This window comes from Actinomadura sp. NPDC000600 (genome assembly GCF_040492135.1).
Lineage (GTDB): Bacteria > Actinomycetota > Actinomycetes > Streptosporangiales > Streptosporangiaceae > Spirillospora.
Window position 1 is genome coordinate 9,272 of the sequence record NZ_JBEUPD010000025.1, and the last position, 22,412, is coordinate 31,683.

The 22,412-nt window shown below is 71.5% G+C and carries 19 protein-coding genes; 11 read left to right on the plus strand and 8 right to left on the minus strand.

Going from position 1 to position 22,412, the window contains the following annotated elements; all coding sequences use genetic code 11:
* Positions 1 to 55: 55 nt before the first annotated feature.
* The 8 genes from ABWI07_RS29880 to ABWI07_RS29915 all read left to right on the plus strand — a co-directional run bounded on the left by ABWI07_RS29880 (position 56) and on the right by ABWI07_RS29915 (position 12,130).
* Positions 56 to 1,342: an ABC transporter substrate-binding protein gene (locus ABWI07_RS29880; protein ID WP_353820557.1), complete on the plus strand. Its 1,287-nt coding sequence runs from the start codon at positions 56 to 58 to the stop codon at positions 1,340 to 1,342.
* Positions 1,339 to 2,253: a carbohydrate ABC transporter permease gene (locus ABWI07_RS29885; RefSeq protein WP_149262365.1), complete on the plus strand. Its 915-nt coding sequence runs from the start codon at positions 1,339 to 1,341 to the stop codon at positions 2,251 to 2,253. The genes ABWI07_RS29880 and ABWI07_RS29885 overlap by 4 nt, the downstream gene beginning before the upstream one ends.
* Entirely contained in the window at positions 2,250 to 3,143 is an 894-nt protein-coding gene (locus ABWI07_RS29890) for a carbohydrate ABC transporter permease (protein WP_149262366.1), read from the plus strand. The genes ABWI07_RS29885 and ABWI07_RS29890 overlap by 4 nt, the downstream gene beginning before the upstream one ends.
* Positions 3,143 to 5,434, plus strand: coding sequence for an alpha-xylosidase (yicI, locus tag ABWI07_RS29895; RefSeq protein ID WP_149262367.1), 2,292 nt, complete (start codon positions 3,143 to 3,145; stop codon positions 5,432 to 5,434). Before ABWI07_RS29890 ends, yicI begins: the two co-directional genes overlap by 1 nt.
* Positions 5,434 to 6,798, plus strand: coding sequence for a GH1 family beta-glucosidase (locus ABWI07_RS29900; RefSeq protein ID WP_149262368.1), 1,365 nt, complete (start codon positions 5,434 to 5,436; stop codon positions 6,796 to 6,798). Before yicI ends, ABWI07_RS29900 begins: the two co-directional genes overlap by 1 nt.
* Before the next feature lie 14 nt (positions 6,799 to 6,812).
* The gene (locus tag ABWI07_RS29905) at positions 6,813 to 8,045 is read left to right on the plus strand and encodes an MFS transporter (protein WP_353820558.1); all 1,233 of its coding nucleotides are present in this window, start codon (positions 6,813 to 6,815) and stop codon (positions 8,043 to 8,045) included.
* Complete coding sequence (locus ABWI07_RS29910; protein WP_149262370.1) at positions 8,029 to 9,036, plus strand: LacI family DNA-binding transcriptional regulator; 1,008 nt, start codon at positions 8,029 to 8,031, stop codon at positions 9,034 to 9,036. The genes ABWI07_RS29905 and ABWI07_RS29910 overlap by 17 nt, the downstream gene beginning before the upstream one ends.
* 106 nt (positions 9,037 to 9,142) lie before the next feature.
* The gene (locus ABWI07_RS29915; RefSeq protein WP_353820559.1) at positions 9,143 to 12,130 is read left to right on the plus strand and encodes a glycoside hydrolase family 3 protein; all 2,988 of its coding nucleotides are present in this window, start codon (positions 9,143 to 9,145) and stop codon (positions 12,128 to 12,130) included.
* A gap of 43 nt (positions 12,131 to 12,173) precedes the next feature.
* Here ABWI07_RS29915 and ABWI07_RS29920 read toward each other — a convergent pair whose 3' ends face one another.
* Positions 12,174 to 13,004, minus strand: a complete 831-nt coding sequence (locus tag ABWI07_RS29920) for a helix-turn-helix transcriptional regulator (RefSeq protein ID WP_149262372.1) — start codon at positions 13,002 to 13,004, stop codon at positions 12,174 to 12,176.
* 104 nt (positions 13,005 to 13,108) lie between these two features.
* Here ABWI07_RS29920 and ABWI07_RS29925 point away from each other — a divergent pair, with 104 nt between their 5' ends.
* From ABWI07_RS29925 to ABWI07_RS29935, 3 genes are all read left to right on the plus strand, one after another.
* Positions 13,109 to 13,834, plus strand: coding sequence for an SDR family NAD(P)-dependent oxidoreductase (locus ABWI07_RS29925; protein WP_353820560.1), 726 nt, complete (start codon positions 13,109 to 13,111; stop codon positions 13,832 to 13,834).
* A 242-nt stretch (positions 13,835 to 14,076) separates the two neighbouring features.
* Positions 14,077 to 14,466: an SSI family serine proteinase inhibitor gene (locus ABWI07_RS29930; protein WP_149262374.1), complete on the plus strand. Its 390-nt coding sequence runs from the start codon at positions 14,077 to 14,079 to the stop codon at positions 14,464 to 14,466.
* Positions 14,467 to 14,541: 75 nt separating this feature from the next.
* The gene (locus ABWI07_RS29935) at positions 14,542 to 14,865 is read left to right on the plus strand and encodes a hypothetical protein (protein ID WP_353820561.1); all 324 of its coding nucleotides are present in this window, start codon (positions 14,542 to 14,544) and stop codon (positions 14,863 to 14,865) included.
* A gap of 18 nt (positions 14,866 to 14,883) precedes the next feature.
* Here ABWI07_RS29935 and ABWI07_RS29940 read toward each other — a convergent pair whose 3' ends face one another.
* The 7 genes from ABWI07_RS29940 to ABWI07_RS29970 all read right to left on the minus strand — a co-directional run bounded on the left by ABWI07_RS29940 (position 14,884) and on the right by ABWI07_RS29970 (position 22,410).
* Positions 14,884 to 15,366, minus strand: coding sequence for a nucleoside deaminase (locus tag ABWI07_RS29940; protein WP_353820562.1), 483 nt, complete (start codon positions 15,364 to 15,366; stop codon positions 14,884 to 14,886).
* Between the two features lie 62 nt (positions 15,367 to 15,428).
* The gene (locus tag ABWI07_RS29945; RefSeq protein ID WP_149262376.1) at positions 15,429 to 16,439 is read right to left on the minus strand and encodes a LacI family DNA-binding transcriptional regulator; all 1,011 of its coding nucleotides are present in this window, start codon (positions 16,437 to 16,439) and stop codon (positions 15,429 to 15,431) included.
* A gap of 33 nt (positions 16,440 to 16,472) precedes the next feature.
* Positions 16,473 to 17,897: a GH1 family beta-glucosidase gene (locus ABWI07_RS29950; RefSeq protein WP_353820563.1), complete on the minus strand. Its 1,425-nt coding sequence runs from the start codon at positions 17,895 to 17,897 to the stop codon at positions 16,473 to 16,475.
* The gene (locus ABWI07_RS29955) at positions 17,894 to 18,796 is read right to left on the minus strand and encodes a carbohydrate ABC transporter permease (RefSeq protein ID WP_149262378.1); all 903 of its coding nucleotides are present in this window, start codon (positions 18,794 to 18,796) and stop codon (positions 17,894 to 17,896) included. The genes ABWI07_RS29950 and ABWI07_RS29955 overlap by 4 nt, the downstream gene beginning before the upstream one ends.
* Positions 18,793 to 19,782: a carbohydrate ABC transporter permease gene (locus tag ABWI07_RS29960; RefSeq protein WP_235037157.1), complete on the minus strand. Its 990-nt coding sequence runs from the start codon at positions 19,780 to 19,782 to the stop codon at positions 18,793 to 18,795. The genes ABWI07_RS29955 and ABWI07_RS29960 overlap by 4 nt, the downstream gene beginning before the upstream one ends.
* Positions 19,783 to 19,890: 108 nt before the next feature.
* Entirely contained in the window at positions 19,891 to 21,186 is a 1,296-nt protein-coding gene (locus ABWI07_RS29965) for an ABC transporter substrate-binding protein (RefSeq protein ID WP_353820564.1), read from the minus strand.
* Positions 21,187 to 21,363: 177 nt separating this feature from the next.
* A complete protein-coding gene (locus ABWI07_RS29970) occupies positions 21,364 to 22,410 on the minus strand; it encodes a LacI family DNA-binding transcriptional regulator (protein ID WP_149262379.1) in 1,047 nt (348 codons plus the stop codon).
* Between the last annotated feature and the right edge of the window lie 2 nt (positions 22,411 to 22,412).

Below are 22,412 nucleotides of genomic sequence, written 5' to 3' on the forward strand. Positions count from 1 at the left end.
ATCCCGGCAATCGAAGCGCTTCGACAGGCGCTCGGCCCACCCCGGAGGAAGACCCATGATCAAGGCAGGCAGGAGCGCGGCGCTGATCGCCGCCCTTGCCGCGGCGGCGCTGTCGCTCACGGCGTGCGGCGACGGCGACGGCGGCGGCTCGGGCGGCAAGGAGCTGAAGCTCTGGCACTACGAGGCCCCCGACAGCGCCATGGGCAAGTCGTGGGCCGAGGCCGTCAAGGAGTTCGAGGCCACCCACCCCGGCGTGAAGGTGAAGTTCGAGGAGAAGGGCTTCGAGCAGATCCAGAAGACCGCGCCCATGGTGCTCAACTCCAAGGACGCGCCCGACGTCATGGAGTACAACAAGGGCAACGCGACCGCTGGGCTGCTGTCCAAGCAGGGCCTGCTCACCGATCTCACCCCCGAGGTCACCAAGCGCGGCTGGGACAAGCTGATCAAGCCGAACGTCCAGGTCACCGCCAAGTACGACGCCAAGGGCACCATGGGCGGTGACAAATGGTACGGCGTTCCTGACTATGCGGAGTACGTGCAGGTCTACTACAACAAGGACCTGTTCAAGAAGAACGGCGTCGAGATCCCGACGACGTTCGCCGAGCTGACCGCCGCGATGGACAAGTTCGTCGCGAAGGGCGTCACGCCGCTGACCAACGCGGGCGCCGAGTACATGGCGCACCAGTTCGTCTACCAGCTCGCCCTCGACAAGGCCGACCGCGCCTGGGTGGACGCCTTCCAGCGCTACACCGGCAAGGCGAACTTCAACGACGCCGCCTGGACCTACGGGGCCACCACCTTCGCCGACTGGGTGAAGAAGGGCTACGTCGCCAAGAACTCCGTCAGCCTCAAGGCCGAGGACGCCGGCGTCGCGTTCATGAGCGGCAAGTTCCCGATGATGTTCTCGGGGAGCTGGTGGTTCGGCCGGGTCGCCGCCGAGGCGAAGTTCGACTGGGAGACCGCCGTCTGGCCCGGCGCCAAGATGACGCTCGGCTCGGGCGGGAACCTGTGGGTCGTCCCCAAGGGGTCGAAGAACAAGCAGCTCGCCTACGACTTCATCGACATCACGATGAAGAAGCAGGCGCAGAACACCCTCGGCAACGGGGGCGGCGTCCCGGTCGCGGCGGACCCGTCCGCGATCACCGACGCCAAGGCCAAGAAGCTCATCGCCGACTTCGACCGGCTGTCGGCGTCGGACGGGCTCGCCTACTACCCGGACTGGCCGGTCGCCGGCTTCTACGACGCCTGGGTGGCGCAGACGCAGAAGCTGATGAACGGCACCGCGCCGGGCGAGGTGCTGAGCGGCATCCAGAAGACCTACGACGGCGGCCTGCCGAAGTGACGACGCCGGGCCGCGGCCGGTCGCGGGAGCAGTGGGGGTACCTGCCCTACCTGCTCCCCGGCCTGCTCCTCTTCACCGCCGTCATCGGCGTGCCGTTCCTGATGAACATCGGGACGAGCTTCACCGAGTGGACGGGCGTCGGGACCCCGAAGTGGATCGGGCTCGGCAACTACCGCGAGCTCGTGGAGGACGGGGAGTTCTGGGCCTCGTTCCGGCACAACGTCCTGATCATCGTCGGGATGGCGATCGTCCCGACGATGATCGGGCTGGTGCTGGCCTCGGCCCTGACCGACCTGGTCGACCGGCACTTCGGGCCGCGCACCGCGAGCGTCCTGCGCGCCTGCCTCTACCTGCCGCAGGTGCTGCCGGTCGTCATCGCGGGCGTGGTGTGGAGCTGGCTGCTGGCTCCGGAGAACGGCGCGGTCAACGCGCTGCTGGACGCCGCCGGCCTCGGCTCCCTCGCGCACGACTGGCTCGGCGACCCGGCCACCGCGCTGTGGAGCGTCGTCGGCGTCATGGTGTGGATGCAGATCGGCTTCCCGCTCGTGATCTTCATGTCGGGGCTGCAGCGGGTGGACCCGTCGCTGTACGAGGCGGCCGAAATCGACGGCGCCTCGTGGGGCCGCCGGTTCTGGCACATCACGGTCCCGCAGATCCGGCCGGAGATCTTCGTCGTGCTGCTGTGGACGACGATCGCCGCGCTGAAGGCGTTCCCGCAGATCTTCGTGCTCACCAAGGGCGGCCCGGGCGGGGCGACGAACGTGCCGTCCTACTACTCCTGGGTCAACTTCTTCGAGAAGTCCGACGTCGGCTACGGCTCGGCGATCTCGACGGTGCTGACGCTGCTGATCGTCGCGCTGACCGTCGTCTTCCTGCGCATGCAGGGACGTGAGCTCGGGGAGGAACGATGACCGCGACGCTGACGCGCAAGGCCGGCGCGCCCCCGCGCGGCGGAAGGGGCGCGCCCCGGCGCGCCCGCCGCCGCGGGCCGTCCGCCTACGCGGTGCTGGTGGCGCTGCTCGCGCTGGCCGGCGTGATGCTGATCCCGTTCGTCGTGGTGGTCTTCAACGCGCTGAAGACGCCCGAGGAGTACTCCTCGGCGGGGCCGCTGTCGCCGCCGGACGGCATCTCGCTGGACGGCCTCCAGCAGTTCTGGGAGCGCGTCGGCTTCGGGCACGTCCTGCTGAACAGCGTGGTCATCAGCGGTTCCGTCGCGATCCTCGCCGTGCTGCTGTCGGTGCTCAACGCCTACGCGCTCGGCATCGGGCGGATCAAGGGGCGGATGTGGGTGCTCGTCCTGCTGCTCCTGGCGAACACGCTGCCGCAGGAGGCGCTCGTCTACCCGCTCTACTACATGTCGAAGCAGATCGGCCTGTACGACACCAGGATCAGCGTGATCATCGTGTTCACGGTCATCCAGAGCGCGTTCGGCACCTACCTGCTGTCGTCGGTGATGTCGGCGTTCCCGCGCCCGCTGCTGGAGGCGGCGCGGATCGACGGCGCCGGCCGGTGGCAGGTGCTGTGGCGCGTCGTCGTCCCGGTCGTCCGGCCGACCATGTCGGTGCTGCTCGTCTTCTTCTTCGTGTGGACCTGGAACGAGTTCCTGATCCCCATGGTCTTCCTCATCTCCAACGAGAACCAGACGGTCTCGGTCGCGCTCGGCGTGCTGCAGGGGCAGCGCCTCATGGACGCCACCATGTCCAGCGCCGCGTCGCTCCTCGGCCTCCTCCCGACCGTCGTGTTCTTCCTCATCTTCCAGCGCACCCTTGCGCGCGGACTGACGGCGGGGGCTATCAAGTAATGAAGTTCAGCGACGGCTACTGGATGCTGCGCGAGGGTGTGCGGGCGTCGCATCCGGTGGAGGTCCTCGACGTGGACACCGGGCCCGGGACGTTCACGGTCCACGCGCCGGTGCAGCGGATCCGGCACCGGGGCGACCTGCTCAAGGGCCCTGTGGTGACGGTGACGTGCGAGTCGCCGATGCCGGACGTCATCGGCGTGACCCTCACCCACTTCGCGGGAGAGCGGCGCCGCGGCCCCGACTTCGAGCTGGCCGCCGACCCGGCCGGGGAGGTGTCCGTGGACGGCGAGGCGGCGGTGCTGACCTCGGGCGCCCTGTCGGTCCGGGTCGGGCGCGGCGAGCGGTGGAGCGTCGACTTCCTCGCGGACGGGCGCCGCCTGACCGGCAGCGCGCCCAAGGCGCAGGCGATCATCGACACCGACGGCGGCCGGCACTACGTGCGGGAGCAGCTCGACCTCGGCGTGGACCACTTCGTCTACGGGCTCGGTGAGCGGTTCGGGCCGCTGGTGAAGAACGGCCAGGCCGTGGAGGTGTGGAACGCCGACGGCGGGACGGCCAGCGAGCAGGCGTACAAGAACGTGCCGTTCTACCTGACCAACGCGGGGTACGGCGTCTTCGTCGACCATCCCGGGCGGGTCTCGTTCGAGGTGGCGTCGGAGGCCGTCGCGAGGACGCAGTTCAGCGTCGAGGGCCAGTCGATGCGGTACTTCGTCATCTACGGGCCGTCGCCGAAGGAGATCCTCCGCAAGTACACGGCGCTCACCGGACGGCCCGCGCGGCTGCCCGACTGGTCGTTCGGGCTGTGGCTGTCCACCTCGTTCACGACCTCCTACGACGAGGAGACCGTCACCTCCTTCATCGAGGGGATGGCGTCGCGGGACCTGCCCCTCAGCGTCTTCCATTTCGACTGCTTCTGGATGCGCGAGTTCCAGTGGTGCGACTTCGAATGGGACCCGCGGGTGTTCCCCGACCCGGAGGGCATGCTGCGCCGGCTGCGCGACCGCGGCCTGCGGGTCTGCGTCTGGATCAACCCCTACATCGGGCAGCGCTCGCCGCTGTTCGAGGAGGGGCGCTCGCGCGGCCACCTGCTGACGCGTCCGGACGGGGACGTGTGGCAGTGGGACAAGTGGCAGCCCGGCCTGGCCGTGGTCGACTTCACCAACCCCGAGGCGCGGGAATGGTACGCGGGGAAGCTGGAAGCGCTGCTCGACATGGGCGTGGACTGCTTCAAGACCGACTTCGGCGAGCGCATCCCCACCGACGTCGTCTACCACGACGGCTCCGACCCGGAGCGGGCGCACAACTACTACACCTACCTCTACAACCAGACCGTCTTCGACCTGCTGCGCAAGAAGCGCGGCGAGGGGGAGGCGGTGGTCTTCGCCCGGTCCGCCACGACCGGCGGCCAGCGCTTCCCCGTGCACTGGGGCGGCGACGCCGAGTCGACCTTCGAGGCGATGGGGGAGAGCCTGCGCGGCGGCCTCTCCCTGGGCATGTCGGGGTTCGGCTACTGGAGCCACGACATCGGCGGCTTCGAGGGGACGCCCGATCCGGCGCTGTTCAAGAGGTGGATCGCGTTCGGGCTGCTGTCCTCGCACAGCCGCCTGCACGGCAGCCACTCCTACCGGGTGCCGTGGCTGTTCGACGAGGAGTCCGTGGACGTCCTGCGGCACTTCACCCGCCTGAAGATGCGGCTCATGCCCTACCTGGCCGGCGCCGCGCGCCAGGCGTACGGGGAGGGGCTGCCGATGATGCGCGCGATGGTCGTCGACTTCCCGGACGACCCCGCCTGCACGCATCTGGAGCGCCAGTACATGCTGGGCGACGACCTGCTCGTCGCGCCGGTGTTCTCGTCCGGCGGAGAGGTCGCCTACTACGTGCCGGAAGGCGTGTGGACGCACTACCTCACCGGTGAGCGCGTCGAGGGCGGCCGCTGGGTCCGCGAGCGGCACGGGTTCGCCAGCGTGCCGCTGCTGGTCCGTCCGGGCGCCGTCCTGCCGGAGGGCGCGGTGGACGACCGCCCCGACTACGACCACGCGGACGGCGTCACGTTGCGCGTGTACGAGCCCGCCGAGGGGGCCACGGTCGTCACCCGGGTCGGCGACACCACGTTCACGACGGTGAGAAACGGTGGAAAGGTGCGCGTGACAGGCGACGGAACCTGGAACGTCCTCCTCGTCAACGCACGTGTGGCCGGGGTCGAGGGCGGTGAGCCCGAACACCATCCGCACGGTGTTCTCATCAAGGCCGCCGGTGGCGAACTGGTCGCCACCCTGGAAGAGGAGAGCTGATGGGGTTCCCGGAAGGGTTCCTGTGGGGCACGGCCACCGCCGCCTACCAGATCGAGGGCGCGGCCCAGGAGGACGGCCGCGCGCCGTCCATCTGGGACACGTTCAGCCACACTCCCGGCAAGGTCCTGAACGGCGACACCGGCGACATCGCCACGGACCACTACCACCGGTGGGAGGAGGACATCGCGACGATGGCCGAACTCGGCATCGGCGCGTACCGGTTCTCGATCTCCTGGTCGCGGGTCCTGCCGGACGGGACGCCCAACCCCAAGGGCATGGACTTCTACTCCCGCCTGGTCGACGCGCTGCTGGAGCACGGCATCGCCCCGGTCGCGACCCTCTACCACTGGGACCTGCCGCAGTCCCTGGAGGACGCGGGCGGCTGGCCGGACCGCGACACGCCCCGCCGCTTCGCCGACTACGCCGAGCGCGTCGGGCGCGTCCTCGGCGACCGTGTCCAGACCTGGACGACGCTGAACGAGCCGTGGTGCTCGGCGTTCCTCGGCTACGCGTCCGGCGTGCACGCACCCGGACGCACCGACCCGGTGGCCGCGCTCACCGCCGCGCACCACCTGAACCTCGCGCACGGCCTGGCGGTCCGGGCGCTGCGCGGTGTGGTGTCGCCGCACGCGCGGCACTCGGTCACGCTCAACCTGCACCACCTGCGCGGCGACGCGGAGGCGGTCCGGCGGGCGGACGCCGTCTCCAACCGCGTGTTCCTCGACCCCATGCTGGGCAACGGCTACCCCGCCGACCTGCTGGAGGACACCGCGCCCCTCACCGACTGGGGCTTCCTGCGCGACGGGGACGAGGACATCATCGCCGCGCCGCTCGACGTCCTGGGCGTCAACTACTACGCGCCCACCCTCGTCCGGGACTGGGACGGCACCACCCCGCGCGCGCACGCGGACGGCCACCGCCAGGGCGCGGCCAGCCCGTTCGTCGGCTGCGACGCCGTGGAGTTCGCCGAGCAGCCCGGCCCCCACACCGCGATGGGGTGGCCGATCGACGCGACCGGGATGGAAGAGCTCCTGCTGCGGCTGCACCGCGAGTACCCGGACACCCCGCTGATGGTCACCGAGAACGGCGCCGCGTTCGACGACGTGATGGACGTCGACGGCCGCGTGCGCGACCACCGCCGCATCGCCTACCTGCGCGACCACATCGCCGCCGTCGAGAGGGCGTGCCAGGCGGGAGCCGACGTCCGGGGCTACTTCGCCTGGTCGCTGCTGGACAACTTCGAATGGGCCTACGGCTACTCCAAGCGCTTCGGCCTCGTCCACGTCGACTACGCCACCGGCGACCGCACCTGGAAGGACAGCGCCTCCTGGTACCGCGACGCCATCGCCCGCGGCCCGTCGTGAGCGCCGGACGCGCGGTGAACCACGGACGCGCGGGCGCGGCCGTGGCGGCGCTGGCCCTGGGCGCGTTCGCCTTCGGCACGACCGAGAACCTGCCGATCGGGCTGCTCCCGCTCATGGCGGACGACCTGGACGTCTCCGCCTCCACCGTGGGGCTGCTCGTCACCGGCTACGGGATGGTGGTCGCGGTCGTGTCGGTCCCGCTCGTCCGGCTGACGGTCCGGGTGGGGCGCCGCCCGCTGCTCACCGGCGTCATGGCGGTCTTCCTGGTCATGACGTTCGCGTCGGCGGCCGCCCCCGGCTACGGGTCCCTGTTCGCCGCGCGCCTGGTGACCGCGCTCGCGCAGGCGGTGTTCTGGCCGGTCGCCGTGGTCGCCGCGGCAGGGCTGCTGCCGCCCGAGGCGCGGGGCAGGGCCGCCGCCTACGTGTTCGGGGGCGGGTCCCTGGCCATCGTGCTCGGCGTCCCCGCCGGCGCCTGGCTCGGGCGGGCCGCCGGATGGCGCGCCTCCTTCGCCGCGCTCGGCGTCATCTGCCTGGTGTCCTTCGCCGCGCTCGCCGCCCTGCTGCCCCGGGGCGAGGCGGGCGGCCGCGACCCCGTCCCCGCGTCCGCGCCGGACGCGCGGCGCTTCCGGCTCCTGGTCGTCACGATCATGCTGCTGGTCGGCGGCGTCTTCACCGCCTTCACCTACATCACCGAGTTCCTGACCCGCGTCAGCGGCTTCCCGGACTCGGCCATCAGCCCGCTCCTGCTGGCGAACGGCGCCGCCGACATAGCGGGAGTGGTCGTCGCCGGCATCGTGGTGGACCGTGGCCCGCGCGCCCTGCTCGCCGGGTCCGCCGCGGTGCTGGCGGCCGCCCTGCTCGGCCTCTTCGCCTTCGGCGCGGCGGCGGTGCCCGCGGTCCTCATGCTCGTCCTGCTGGGGATCGGGCTGCCGTGCGCCGCGACCGCCTTCCAGGCCCGGGTGATGGAGTCGGCGCCGGGCGACACCGACGTCGCGTCGGCCTGGACGTCGGCCGCCTTCAACGTCGGCATCGCCGGCGGAGCCCTGTTCGGCGGCGTCCTGCTGCCGGTGACCGGCGTGCGCGGCACGGCCCTCGCGGGCGCCGCGGTCGCCGGGACTGCGCTCGCGGTGATCGGGGCCGACCGGCCCGCGCGCGTCCGCGCTCCGACCGGTTCGGGCGGGGTTACCATCATTCGCACTCTGAACCGCTACGAGGACGACGGGACGGTCCGTGGTCAAGATCACTGACGTGGCGCGGCACGCGGGAGTGTCGCCGAGCACGGTCTCCTACGTGCTGAGCGGGAAGCGCTCGATCTCCGAGGAGACCCGGCGGCGCGTCCGGGAGAGCATCCGCGAGCTCGGCTACCGGCCGCACGCGGGCGCCCGCGCGCTCGCCAGCAGCCGCTCCAACGTGCTGGCGCTGATGATCCCGCTGCGCTCGGGCATCGCCGTGCCCGTCGTCATGCAGTTCGCGGTCTCCGTCGTTACCGCCGCGCGCCGCCACGACCACGACGTCCTGCTGCTCACCCAGGAGGAGGGCGAGGACGGCCTGCGTCGCGTCGCCGACAGCGCCCTGGTCGACGCGCTGATCGTCATGGACGTCCAGATGGAGGACCCGCGGCTGCCGCTGCTGCGCTCCCTGGACCGGCCGAGCGTGCTCATCGGCTTCCCCGCCGACGCGGACGACCTCACCTGCATCGACCTCGACTTCCACGCGGCCGGCGCGGTCTGCGTCGAGCACCTCGCCGGGCTCGGCCACCGCGAGATCGCGCTGATCGGCTCGCCGCCCGAGGTGTACGCGCGGCAGACCGGCTACGCCCAGCGGGTCGCCGACGGGTTCGCCGCCGCGGTCCGCGAGCACGGGCTGACCGGGGACGTGTACCCGTGCGAGTCGACCGCCGACGCGGCCCGCGAACTCGTCGCCCGGCTGCTCGCCGAGCGCCCCGGCCTCACCGGCGTCCTCGTCCACAACGAGCCGGTCGTCGGCCCGGTCGTGCGGGCGCTGCGGGCGGCCGGGCGGCGCGTCCCCGAGGACGTGTCCGTCGTCGCGCTGTGCCCGGACGAGATCGCCGAGCACGCCGAGCCGCCGCTGTCGTCGGTCGCGATCCCCGCCGAGGAGGTCGGCGGCCGCGCCGTGGAACTGCTGATGTCCAAGCTCGACGGCGCGCCCGTGCCCGCCGCGACCCTGCTCCCGCCCACCCTGACCAGGCGCGCCAGCAGCGCGCCCGCGCCCCGCTGACCGAGCGGGCGCCGCCGCACCGACGAAGGAGGAAGGGGCCCTTCCCGGGCCGTTATCGAAGCGCTTCGACACATTCGCTCGGGGGATGTTTCCAGAAGGAGAACCGGTGCACAGAGCCCATCGCAATCCCCGTTCCCCCGGCCGGCGCAGCCGGTCGCTGACCCTCGTCGCGGCCGTCGCGCTGGCGGCCCCCCTCGCGTGGACGGCGCCCGCCGCCGCCCGCGAGGCCTACCCGTTCCGCGACCCGCGGCTGCCCGTCCAGGCCCGGGTGGACGACCTGGTCGGACGGCTCACGCTCGACGAGAAGATCTCCCTGCTGCACCAGTACCAGCCCGCGATCCCGCGGCTCGGGATCAACCGGTTCAAGACGGGCACCGAGGCGCTGCACGGGGTCGCGTGGTCGACCGACGTCCACAACAACGGCGCCGTCGTGACCGCGAAGGGCACCGTGTTCCCGCAGTCGGTCGGGCTCGGCGCGACCTGGGACCCGGCCCTGCTGAAGCGGATCGGCTCGGCCGTCGGCGACGAGGCCCGCGGCTACAACAGCGAGAACCCCGACGTGTGGGGCCTCCAGCTGTGGGCTCCGGTCGTGAACCTGCTCCGAGACCCGCGCTGGGGCCGCAACGAGGAGGGCTACTCCGAGGACCCGCTGCTCACCGGCCTTCTCGCCACCGCGTACGGCCAGGGCATGCAGGGCGACGACCCCGAGCACCTCAAGGCCGCGCCGGTCCTCAAGCACTACATGGCCAACAACAACGAGGTCCGCCGCGACCAGACGTCCTCCAGCCTGCGGCCCCGGGTGCTGAAGGAGTACGACGAGGTCCCGTTCAAGATCCCGCTGACCCGCGACGCGGCGACCGGGATCATGACGTCCTACAACCTCGTCAACGGCCGTCCCGCCACGGTCAGCCCCGACGCCGGCGGGCTCGTCCGCTCCTGGTCGGACCGGACGCTGTTCAACGTCACCGACGCGGGCGCCCCGAACAACCTCGTCGGCTCCCAGAAGTACCACCCCGACCTGCCCACCGGCGACGCGGCGATCCTCAAGGCGGGCGTGGACAGCTTCACCACCGACGACACCAACTCGTCCATCACCGTGAACGCGGTCAAGACGGCGCTGTCGCGCGGGCTGCTCGCCGAGTCCGACATCGACCGGGCGGCGGAGCACATCCTGAGCGTCCGCGTGCGGCTCGGCGAGTTCGACCCGGGCGGCGGCCCCTACGGCAAGATCACCAAGGACGCGGTGGACAGCCCCGCGCACCGCGCCCTGGCCCGCACCGCCGCGGCCGAGCAGATGGTCCTGCTGAAGAACCAGGGCAAGGCCCTGCCGCTCTCGTCGCAGAAGGTCGCGGTCGTGGGACCGCTGTCGGACACGCTCTACACCGACTGGTACTCGGGCGCGCTGCCGTACAGGGTCACGCCGCTGGAGGGCATCAGGAAGCGCGCCGGCGCGGTGGCCTCCAGCGAGGGCGTCGACCGCATCGCCCTCAAGGACGTGAAGACGGGCAAGTACATCGCCGGCGGGACGGGCTCCGGCGCGGTCCTGAAGACCGGGCCCGCCTCGTCCTCCGACGCCACGGCGCAGTTCGACGTGTTCGACTGGGGCCAGGGCGTCGTGACCCTGCGCAGCGCCGCCAACGGCAAGACGGTCGGCCGCTACAACTGGGGCGACACCTTCGCCAACGACCAGGACCAGCCGAACGGCTGGTTCGTCCAGCAGATGTTCAAGCTGGAGAAGCAGGACGGCGGCGACTACCTGCTCCGCTACGCCGGGTACGAGAAGGCCTACGACTGGGCCGACCCGGCGAAGACCTACGTGAAGGCGCAGGACGACGGCACGCTCGTCCTCACCGCGAAGGCCGAGGCGTCCCGCTTCGCCAAGGACGTCGTCAGCAGCGGCGTGGACTCGGCGGTCAAGGCCGTGACCGGCGCCGGCGCCGCGGTCGTCGTGGTCGGCAGCATGCCGTTCATCAACGGCCGCGAGGACCACGACCGCACCACGATGGCGCTCGCCGAGGGGCAGTCGGATCTCATCAGGGCCGTCCGCAAGGCGAACCCGAACACGGTCGTCGTGGTGGAGAACAGCTACCCGACGACGCTCGACTGGGAGCAGGCCAACGTCCCGGCGATCCTGTGGACGAGCCACGCCGGAGCCGAGACGGGGAACGCCCTGGCGTCCGTCCTGTTCGGCGACGAGAGCCCCTCGGGCAAGCTGCCGCAGACCTGGTACCGCTCCGACCGCGACCTGCCCGACATCCTCGACTACGACATCATCAAGTCGGACCGGACGTACCAGTACTTCAAGGGCAAGCCGCTCTACCCGTTCGGCTACGGCCTCTCCTACACGTCATTCCGGTACGGCGAGCCGCGCCTCAGCAGCCGCTCCATCGCACGCGACGGCACGGTGACCGTCACGGTGCCGGTGACCAACACCGGGAAGAAGGCCGGCGACGAGGTCGTCCAGCTCTACACGCACCAGCAGAAGTCCCGGGTGAAGCAGCCGGTGAAGAGCCTCCGCGCCTTCGCCAAGGTCCACGTGGCTCCAGGCAGGACGGTGAACGCGACACTCCGGCTGAACGCGTCGGACCTCGCCGTCTGGGACGTCACGCGCCGCAAGTGGACGGTGGAGAAGTCGAAGCACGACCTGCTCATCGGCTCCTCCTCCACCGACATCCGGCGCCGCGCGGCCCTCGAGGTGCGCGGCGAGGCGATCCCCGCCCGCGACCTCGCCGGGCCGACCCGCGCCGCCGACTTCGACGACCACAACGCGATCCGGCTGGTCGACGAGACGAAGGCGTCCGGTGACGCGGTGGCGGGCGCCGCCGGCTCCTGGCTGCGGTTCGCGGACGCCGACCTCGGCTCGTCCGCCGGCAGGATCACCGCGCGAGTGGCGGGCACGTCCGCGACCACGATCGAGGTCCGCCTGGACCGCCCGGACGGCCCCCGCGCCGGGACCCTCACCGTCCCGTCCACGGGCGGCGACTACACCTACAAGGAGATCACCGCACCCCTGACCGGAGCGCGCGGAAACCACGACGTGTACCTGGTCTTCAAGGGCGAGACCCGCCTGAGCACCTTCTCCCTGACCCGCTGATCCGCTGACCCGCTGACCTCGTCCCGGCGCGAGGGGCGCGATCTCACAGGTTCGCGCCCCTCAGCGCCTGGAGGGCGTCGGAGGTGGGGGAGCCGGGGGCCGCGGTGTAGAAGACGGTCCACTGGTCGCGGGCCGGATCGTGCAGGGCCTCGCACTGGAGGTCGAGCAGGCCCGCGACCGGGTGCCGGATGAGCTTGCGCGTCGAGCGCCGGAGCCGGACGTCGCCCTCGGCCCACAGCGTCCGGAACTCCGGGCTGGCGGCCAGCAGCCGCTCGACCAGGGAGCGCACGCCGGGGTCGCGCGGGTACCGGGCGGCCACCGCGCGCAGGTCGGCCACGGCCTCGCGGGCGAACCGGCGGGCGTCGCCGGGATCGAGGCGGTCCCGGCCCTGCGGCCTTGCGAAGAAGCGCCAGACGACGTTGCGCTCGTCCTCGGGAACGGCGGAGAAGTCCCCGAACAGGGCGGCTGCCATGGGGTTCCAGGCCAGGACGTCGTACTTGGCGTCGCAGACGAGCGCGGGAGTGTCGACGAGCCGCTCCAGCAGGTGCAGGAGGCCCGGCCGCACCTCGCGCACCGGCGCGGCGGGCGGCGCGGGCACTTCGCCGGCCAGGTAGTGGAGGTGGGACCGCTCGTCGTCGGTCAGCCGCAGGGCCCGCCCGAGCGCGGCGAGCATCTGCCGCGACGGCCGCGGCCCCCGGCCCTGTTCGAGCCGGACGTAGTAGTCCACCGACATCCCGGCGAGGTTCGCGACCTCCTGCCGGCGGAGGCCGGGCGTGCGGCGGCGCCCGCGCTCCAGGCCGACCTCGGACGGCTGCACCCGCGCCCGCCACCGACGCAGGAAGGCGGCCAGCTCCGCCCGGTCCCCGTGCTGCATGGCTCCAGTGTGGCCGCCCGGCCGCGCCGCCACCATGGGACCGCCGGTACCAGCCTCGGCAGTGCTCTCCCGCCGGCGCGGCCGGGCGGCCAGAGTCCCGTCCCATGACAACGAAGCTGATCGTCCTCATCACGGGCGCCAACAAGGGCATCGGTCTCGCGACCGCGGGCGCGATGGCGCGGGCCGGGCACACGGTGCTGCTCGGCGCGCGGGACCCGGGCCGCGGGACGGCCGCCGCCGCGGGACTGGCCGAGCAGGGGCTCGACGTCCGGTTCGTCAGGCTGGACGTGACCGACCAGGCGACGATCACGGCCGCCGCCGAGCTGGTCGACGCCGACTACGGGTGCCTCGACGTCCTGGTGAACAATGCGGCCATCCCCCAGGGCGGGGCGCGCCCGCCCTCCGAGATATCGGTCGACGCCCTGCGCGCGGTCTACGAGACCAACGTGTTCGGCGTCGTCGCCGTGACCAACGCCATGCTTCCGCTGCTGCGCAGGTCGCCGTCCGGCTACATCGGGAACGTCTCCAGCGGGCTCGGGACCTTCGCGTTCCTGAGCGATCCGGACGAGAGGTTCGCGCAGTACGCGACGATGCTGGGCTACAACTCGTCCAAGGCGGCGCTCAACGCCGTCACGCTCATCTACGCCACCGCCCTACGGGACTCCGGTATCAGGGTCAACGCGCTGTCGCCCGGCTTCTGCGCCACCGACCTCAACGGCCACACGGGCGTCCTGAGCGCGGACGAGGGCGGAGCCCACATCGCCAGGCAGCTCATGGAGGAGGCGACGGGGGTCTTCCTCAACGAGAACGGCGGCACCTACCCCTGGTGACGGGGCGCGGGCGCGGGACGGCCGTGAATATCACAAACCGCGGGCAATTCACTGCCAATCGGCATTGCACATTCGGGCAGACTTGATTTAAGAATGAACGGGTGGCCAGGTTGGGACGGAGAATGGCCTTGTTTGGTGGAGTTTGTGGCACCTAATGTCTGGATGCGGCGGGGCATTCACCACAATTCGATGCCCTGCCGGCCAATGCCGCAGATCGCGGCGGGCGATCCAGGGAGGAAGACATGCACATGTCGCGTGCCCGTTTCCGGTGGGCGGCCGTCCTGGCCGGAGTGGCGATGCTCGTCCCGGCGGTGCCGGCGCGGGCGGACGGACCGGCCGGCGCCTACCTGCTCACGGTCGTGCCGCAGGACGGCCCCGCCGTCACCCGCACCCTGTGGTGCGACCCCGACGGCGGGACGCTCGGCGCCGCGTCCCATGCCTGCGACCAGCTCGAGGCCGCCGGCGGCGACGTCGGACGCGTCCCCGCGCGGCGGGAGCCGTGCACGCTGGAGTACGCGCCCGTCACGGTGATCGCGAACGGCGTCTGGCACGGCGTTCCGCGGTACTTCACCCGGACGTATCCGAACCGGTGCGCCGCCGCGCGCGCCACCGGCGGAATCCTTTTCGGCTAGTAACCCATGGTCTGCGGGCCGCCGGAATGGGGAGCGGGGTGCTGTCCGGCGGCCCGCGCTGTAAAGGAGGCGTTCATGCTCGCTTTCACCGGGCCGAATGTGCTGGTCACTTACGAGCGTTCCGGGGGATTCGCCGGAATTCACCGGAAAGTGACCGTCGACATGTCGGGAACGGCCCTCGTCAATGACGAGAAGGTCGCGCTCGGCGCGGCGGAGATGAGCGGCCTGCGGAACGCGCTGGGCCGCGTCGTCACCACCTGGTCCTCGTCGGACGGCTGCCAGGTGGCCGACCACTTCACCTACACGCTCACCTACCGCGGGCACCGGGCGACCCGGTGCCTGCTGCCGTCCGACTGGCGCGAGGCCGTCGAGCGGCTGGAGGCGCTGACCCGGCGGTGAGCCCGGGAGTCGCCGCCCTCAGGCGCAGGCGCGCGTGTGCAGTTCGCGCATCGTCGCCTCGAGGGCGGCGACCGGGCCGTCCACCGGGACGCCCGGCGCCACGTCCTGCACCGGGATGGCGCTGACCGGCCCGGCCGGGGCGCCCAGCTCGGCGCGCAGCTCCATGAGCTGCCGGGACGACATGATGTAGACGATGCGGCCGAGGCCGACCCAGCCGTGCGCGGCCGAGCACATCGGGCAGTGCTCGCCGGAGGTGAAGACGGTGGCCGCCGCGCGCTCGTCCGGCGTCATGTTGGCCGCCGCCCAGCGCGCGATCTCGAACTCGGGGTGGCGGGTCTGGTCGCCGTCCGCCGTGCGGTTGCGGTCCTCGAACAGGACCTCGCCGGAGGCCGACACCAGCACCGAGCCGAACGGCTCGTCGGCCGACTCCAGCGCCTCACGCGCCAGTTCCACGCAGCGGTCGAGGAAGACGCGCTCGCCGGCGGTCGGTTCGTAGGCCATCGCTCAGCTCCTTGCCCCGTGGACGACCTGAATGATCATAGGGGCGGGGCGCGGCCCGCCCCTCACGCGGAGTCGCGCAGGACCAGGTGGGGGCGCAGGATGACCACCGGTTCCGCGACGGTCTCGCCGCGGATCCGCGAGATCAGCAGCCGGGACATCTCCCGGCCCATCTCCTCCGGCGACTGGTGGACGCTGCTGAGCGGCGGGTCGGCCAGCGGCGCGGCGGCCGAGTCGTCGAAGCCGATCACCGCCACGTCCTCGGGGATGCGGCGCCCGCTGCGGTGCAGGACGCGCAGCGCGCCGAGCGCCATCGGGTCGTCGGCGGCGAACACCGCGTCCAGGGCCGGCTCGGCGGCCAGCAGCCGCTCCGCCGCGGTGATGCCGCTGGCCTCGCCGAAGTCGCCGTACTCGACGTACTCGGGCAGCCCCGCCTCGGCGAGCGCCTCCCGGTACCCGGCCAGCCGGTCGATGCCGACCCCCATGTCCTGCGGGCCGGCGATGGTCGCGATGCGCCGCCGGCCGCCCGCGATGAGGTGGCCGACGGCCTCGCGGGCGCCGCTGCGGTTGTCGACGTCGACGTAGCTGACCGGGTGCAGGCCCGGCGGGCGGCCGCCGAGGACGGTCGGCACGCCGTTGGCCTCCAGCTTGGCGGGCAGCGGGTCCTCGGCGTGCAGGGAGGTGAGGAGCACCCCGTCCACGTGCTGGGTGGTGAGGTACTCCTCCAGCCGTCCGTACTCGTCGGGGGAGCGGGCGAGGGCGAGCAGGAGCTGCAGGCCGGTGTCGCCGAGGCCGTTGCTGATCCCGCGGATGATCCCGGCGAAGTACGGCTCGCCGAACAGCCGCTGGTCCGACTCGGCGACCACCAGCGCCACGGTGTCGGTGCGGCGGGTGACGAGCGTGCGGGCCGCGCGGTTCGGCACGTACCCGAGCTCGTCGATCGCCTTCAGCACCGCCTCGCGGGCCTGCGGGCTGACCCGCGGCGAGCCGTTGACCACCCGGGACACCGTGCCGCGGCCCACACCGGCCCGCGCCGCGACCTCCTCAAGGGTCGGGCGCGTGCTCCTGCCCGTCATGTGGCCCCCTCCGTCCGTACCGTCGCCCCCGAGTCAGCCCCGCTCGGGCAGCCCGCCCCGCCGGATCACTCCGGCGTACCACCGTGCGCTGTGCTTGGGCACCCGGCGCTGCGTGGCGTAATCGACGTGGACCAGCCCGAAACGCTTGGAGTAGCCCCAAGCCCATTCGAAATTATCCAGCAGCGACCATGTGAAATAGCCCCGCAGCGGGACGCCCTCGGAAATGGCGTCGTGGCACGCCCGGAGGTGGGCGTCGAGATAGGCGATGCGGCCGGCGTCTTGGACCGTGCCATCGCCGTCCGGAACCTCGTCGTAGCCGGCGCCGTTCTCGGTGATGTACAGCGGGACGGCCGGGTACTCGCGGTGCAGCCGGGTCAGCACCTCGTGCAGCCCGCTCTCGTCGATCTCCCAGCCCATCCCGGTGACCGGGCGTCCGGCCGAGACGAACCGGACGTGGGCGCTGCCCGGCCACGGGGAGTTCGTCGCGAACGGCGACGACGCCGTCTGCGCCGCCTCGCCGGGCGTGCCCGCGACGGTGTGCCGCGAGTAGTAGTTGATGCCGAGCTGGTCGATCGGCCGGTTGATGACCGCGAGGTCCGCGTCCGGCGGGGTGAACCCGTAGACCGAGGTGTCGGCGAGGACGTCGTCGGGGTAGCGGCCGAGCAGCAGCGGGTCGAGGAACAGCCGGTTCTGCAGCCCGTCGATGCGGCGCGCCGCGTCCAGGTCGGCGGGGTCCTCGGTGGCGGGGGAGACCGCGTAGAGGTTGACGGCGGCGCCGAAGCGGTTGTCCGGGCGGCGGGCGCGCATCGCGTCCACGGCCAGGCCGTGGCCGAGCATCAGATGGTGCGCGGCCAGCAGGGACGCCGAGGGGTCGATGCGCCCGGGCGCGTGGTCGCCCGACGCGTAGCCGAGGAAAGCCGCGCACCACGGCTCGTTGACCGTCATCCAGTTCGTGACGCGGTCGCCGAGCGCCGCGTGCACGTGGTCGGCGTACTCGGCGAACCGGTGGGCGGTGTCCCGCTCGGGCCAGCCGCCCTTGTCCTCCAGCGGCTGCGGGAGGTCCCAGTGGTAGAGCGTCGGCCACGGCTCGATGCCCGCCTCCAGCAGCGCGTCGACCAGCCGCCGGTAGAAGTCGAGGCCCTCGGGGTTGAAGTCCCCGGCCCCGGTGGGCTGCACGCGCGGCCAGGAGATCGAGAACCGGTACGCGGTGAGGCCGAGGTCGGCCATGAGCGCCACGTCCTCGGGGAACCGGTGGTAGTGGTCCACCGCGACGTCGCCGGTGTCGCCGCCCAGGGTCTTGCCCGGCGTGCGGGAGAAGGTGTCCCAGATGGACGGTCCGCGCCCGCCCTCGCCCGCGGCGCCCTCGATCTGGTAGGCCGCGGTGGCGGCCCCCCAGCGGAACCCGGTCGGGAAAGGTGCGGCGGGAGCCGCGCTGGTGTCGTCCTTGAGGGAGGTCACGCCTTCACAGCACCTTCCATGATCCCGCCGATGATCTGGCGGCCGAAAATGATGAACACGACGAGCAGCGGCAGGATCGCCACGCTGGTGCCGGCGAACATGAGCGTGTAGTCCTTGAAGTAGGCGTTCGCCAGGTTGTTGATGGACAGCTGCACCGTCGGGTTGTCCGGGCTCAGCACCGCGAGCGGCCACATGAACTCGTTCCAGGTCTGCATGAACGTGAACAGCCCGAGGACGCCCGCGGCGGGGCGCAGCGCGGGGAGCACGACCCGCCAGTAGATGCCGAACGTGGTGCACCCGTCGACGCGGGCCGCCTCGATCAGCTCGTCCGGCACGGCCTGGTCGGCGTACTGCCGCATCATGAACACCCCGAACCCGGTGACCAGGAACGGGACGATGACCGCCTGCAGGTGGTTCTGCCAGCCCAGCTTCACCATGATCATGTAAAGCGGGATGATGCCCATCTGCACCGGGATCATCATCGTCGCGATGATGGTGAGCAGCAGTCCGTTCTTGCCGCGGAAGCGCAGTTTGGCGAACGCGAACCCGGCCAGCGAGGCGAAGAAGACCGTGGAGACCGTCACCGCGGCGGAGGCGATCGCCGAGTTCAGCAGGCCCTTGGCGAAGTAGGCCTCGGGGTTGTCGAACAGCCGGCCGACGTTGTCGCCGCCGTGGGCGCCGGGCAGCAGCGGCGGCGGGACGTCGGCGACCACGCTGTTCGTGCGGGTCGCCACGATGATCATCCAGTAGATCGGGAAGATCGACAGCGCCAGTGCCACGATCAGCGTGAGGTAGGTCAGCGGGCTGGCGTTCCACAGGCCGCGGTAGCGGCCGGGGTGGGCGGCGGCGCGCCTGCCGCCCTGGGGCCGGCCGTCGGGGCCGGCGAGGAGCGTGGTCACTTGGAGCCTCCCGTGCGCCGCACGGCCAGGAAGTTGATCAGGGAGAACACGATGATCATCACGAACAGCGCCCAGGCGACGGTCGCGCCGTAGCCGTACCGGTCATGGCCGAAAGCGTTGTCGTACATGTACATCGTGATCGTCTGGAACTGGTGGCCCGCGCCGCCGTCCATCTTGTTGGGGGTGCCGACGCTGAACAGGACGGGCTCGGTGAACAGCTGCAGCCCGCCGATCGTCGAGATGATCACCGTGAAGATGATCGTGGGGCGCAGCATCGGGACCGTGATCTGCCAGAACTGCCGGATCCGGGACGCGCCGTCGATCGCGGCGGCCTCGTAGAGGTCCTTCGGGATCGCCTGCATGGCGGCGAGGTAGATGAGCGCGTTGTAGCCGGTCCAGCGCCAGTCCACCATCATCGCGATGGCGGCCCAGGACCAGCCGCGGCTGCTCTGCCAGCTGATCGGGTCGATGCCGATCAGCCCGATCGCCCAGTTGACCATGCCCCAGTCCCGGTCGAACATCTGGGTGAACACGATCGCGACGGCGGCGGTCGAGGTGACCAGCGGGGCGACCATCCCGATCCGGAACAGCGTCGGCAGCCGCATCCGCCGGTTCAGGGTGTTGGCGATGAGCAGCGCGAGCAGCAGCTGCGGGACGGTCGACAGGACGAAGATCCCGAGGGTGTTGACCGTGGCGTGCCAGAAGTCGGCGTCGCCCAGCAGGTAGTCGTAGTTGTCGAGCCCGACGAACTTGCGCGTCCCGGACGCCAGCTCCCAGTCGTGCAGGGAGACCCAGAGCGTGTAGACGAGCGGGAAGGCGCCGAAGACCAGGAAGACGAGGTAGAACGGCGAGATGAAGGCGTAGGGTGCGCCCTTCACGTCGAGCCGGGTGAGCCGCGCGCGCCAGGCGCTGCGCGGCCCGGGCGGCGCCGCCGCGGGCGAGGCGGACGGCGGGCCGTTCCGGTTGGGGCGCAGATCGGTGGTCACGTCGTGCGCCTCCTTTCCGAGGACGGGACGAAGCGGGAAGTGGGAACGGCGGCGGCGCCGGCGGGGAGGTGTCGGCCGGCGCCGCCGCCGTGGTCGGGGGACCGCCGGCTAGCGGGCGGCCTTCTTCGCCTCGTCGACGGACTTCGTCCAGGCCTCATCGGGCTTCTGCCGGCCCTGGCCCACGGAGACCAGGACGTTCTCCACCGCGGCCCGCACGTCCTCGTGCTTCGGCCCGAGGTAGACCGGCTTCACCCCGGCCACCAGCTGGCCGAAGATCTGCCCGACGGGGGCGTCGTTGAAGTAGGCGCTCTTGGCGCCCGCGACCGCCGGGTCCTGCGCGGCCTGCGGCGAGGACGGGAAGACGTTCGAGGCCTTGTACGCGCCGACCTGGCCCTCGGGGGAGGTCAGGAACTTGGCGAGTTCGGCGGCCGCCTTGGCGTGCTTGGTCTGCTTGGGCACCGCGAGCCACGAGCCGCCCCAGTAGCCGGCGCCGCCGGGCGTGGTCGCCACGTCCCACTTGCCCTTGCCCGAGTCGCCGGCGAACTCCTCGATGCCGCCGAGCATCCAGGACGGGCACGGCAGGGTCGCGAAAGTGTCCCGCTTGAGGGCGGTCTGCCACGGCGGGGTGAAGATCGACATGTCGGAGGTGAGCTTGCTCTGCTCGAACTTCAGCGCCGTGTCGAACGCCTGCTTGACCGCCGGGTTGCTGTCGAAGACGAGGTTGTTGCTCTTGTCGAAGAAGCTGTAGCCCGGTCCGGCGCCGGCGTTCTGCAGGACGGTGGCGCGGAACACGGCGGTGGGGCCGTCGAGCCACTTGGTGCCGGGCACCTTCTGCTGGAACTTCTGGCCCGTGGACAGGAACGCGTCCCACGTCGGCCAGAGCTTGCCGACCTCGGCGCGGTCGGTGGGCAGGTCCGCCTTCTTGAACAGGTCCTTGCGGTAGCACATGGCGAGGGGGCCGACGTCGGTGCCGAGGCCGACGAGCTGCTTGCCGTCCGGGCTGAGGCCCATCTGCCACTTCCACGGCAGGAAGTTCTTCTCCAGGTCCTTGCCGCCGTAGTCGAACAGGTTGAGGAACTTGGCCTTCTGCTGCATGTACAGCGGCAGGATGCCCTCCTCCAGCATGACGACGTCGCCGGCGCCGCTGCCGGTCGCCATCCACTGCTGGATGCGCGGCTTGTACTCGTCCAGCGTGGAGACCTTGCGCTGCTTGATCTTCACGTTCGGGTGGGACTGCTCGTACTGCTTGTAGAGCGCGTCGTAACCCGGCTCGCCGAAGACGTCGACGGTGAGCTCGACGGGCCCGCTGTCGGAGCCTCCCTTGTCGTCGTCGCCGTCGCCGCACGCGACGGCGAGGCCGCCGACGAGTACCGCCGCCATCGCCGTACTCAGTCCGCGCCGCATGATGGCCCTCATGGCGGACCCCTCTCAGGTTGTCGTGGTGCATCGGTGTGGGAGCGCTCCCACGGATGAAAGACCGTGACGCGGCTCACTGTCAATGTGTCGAAACACAACCGTTACAAGAAGCTGTCTCCCGCGGCACCCTGGTCAGGCCTGGTCCGACACCCCGTCAGGGCCCGGTCAGCCCTCCTTGACGGGGGACAGCCGGGCCGCCGCCGGGGCCGGCGCCGTGGACCGCCGGACGACCAGTTCCGGCCGGTAGAGCAGCTCGGTGCGGGGCGCGCGGGCGCCGCGGATCTCGTCCAGGACGGTGCTCACCGCGGCCATCGACATCTCCCGCACCGACTGCCGGACCGTGGTCAGCGGGGGGTCGAGGTAGGCGGTGAGGAGCGAGTCGTCCATGCCGGTCACCGACACGTCCTCGGGGACCTGGAGGCCGCGCGCCCGGGCGGCCCGGATCGCCCCGAGCGCCATGATGTCGTTGCCGCCGCAGATCGCCGTGCAGCCCGCGTCGAGCAGCTTCGCGGCGGCCGCCTGCCCGCCCTCGACCGTGTACATGGTGTTGACGATCAGCTCGTCCACCTCGTCCGCGGTGAGCCCGGTGTGCGCGGCCATCCCGCGCCGGAACCCCTCGGTCTTGCGCCGCGTCGGCACGTAGACGTCCTGTCCGATCGCGAGGCCGATCCGGCGGTGGCCCATTGCGGCCAGATGCGCGACGACGGCCTCCATCGACGCCACGTCGTCGTTGGAGATGAACGGCGCGTCGATGTCGGGCCGGTAGCCGTTGACCAGGACGATCGGGAGGGCCTGTTCGATCAGCCGCGCGTACCGGGCGCGGTCGGAGTTGGCGTTGGCGTGCAGGCCGTTGACGAAGATGATCCCGGCGACGCCGCGCTCAAGCAGCATTTCGATGTAGTCGTCCTCGGCGACGCCGCCCGGCGCCTGCGAGCACAGCACCGCCATGTACCCGTGCCGGGCCAGGGCGCTCTCGATCACCTCCGCGAACGCCGGGAAGATCGGGTTGGTCAGCTCGGGAATGATCAGCCCGATCAGCCCGGCCCGCTGCTGGCGCAGCCGGGCCGGGCGCTCGTAGCCGAGCACGTCCAGGGCGGTCAGCACCGCCTGGCGCGTGGTCGGGGACACGCCCGGCTTGCCGTTGAGCACGCGGCTCACCGTCGCCTCGCTCACCCCGGCATGTGCCGCGATGTCCGCCAGGCGCGTCGTCATGG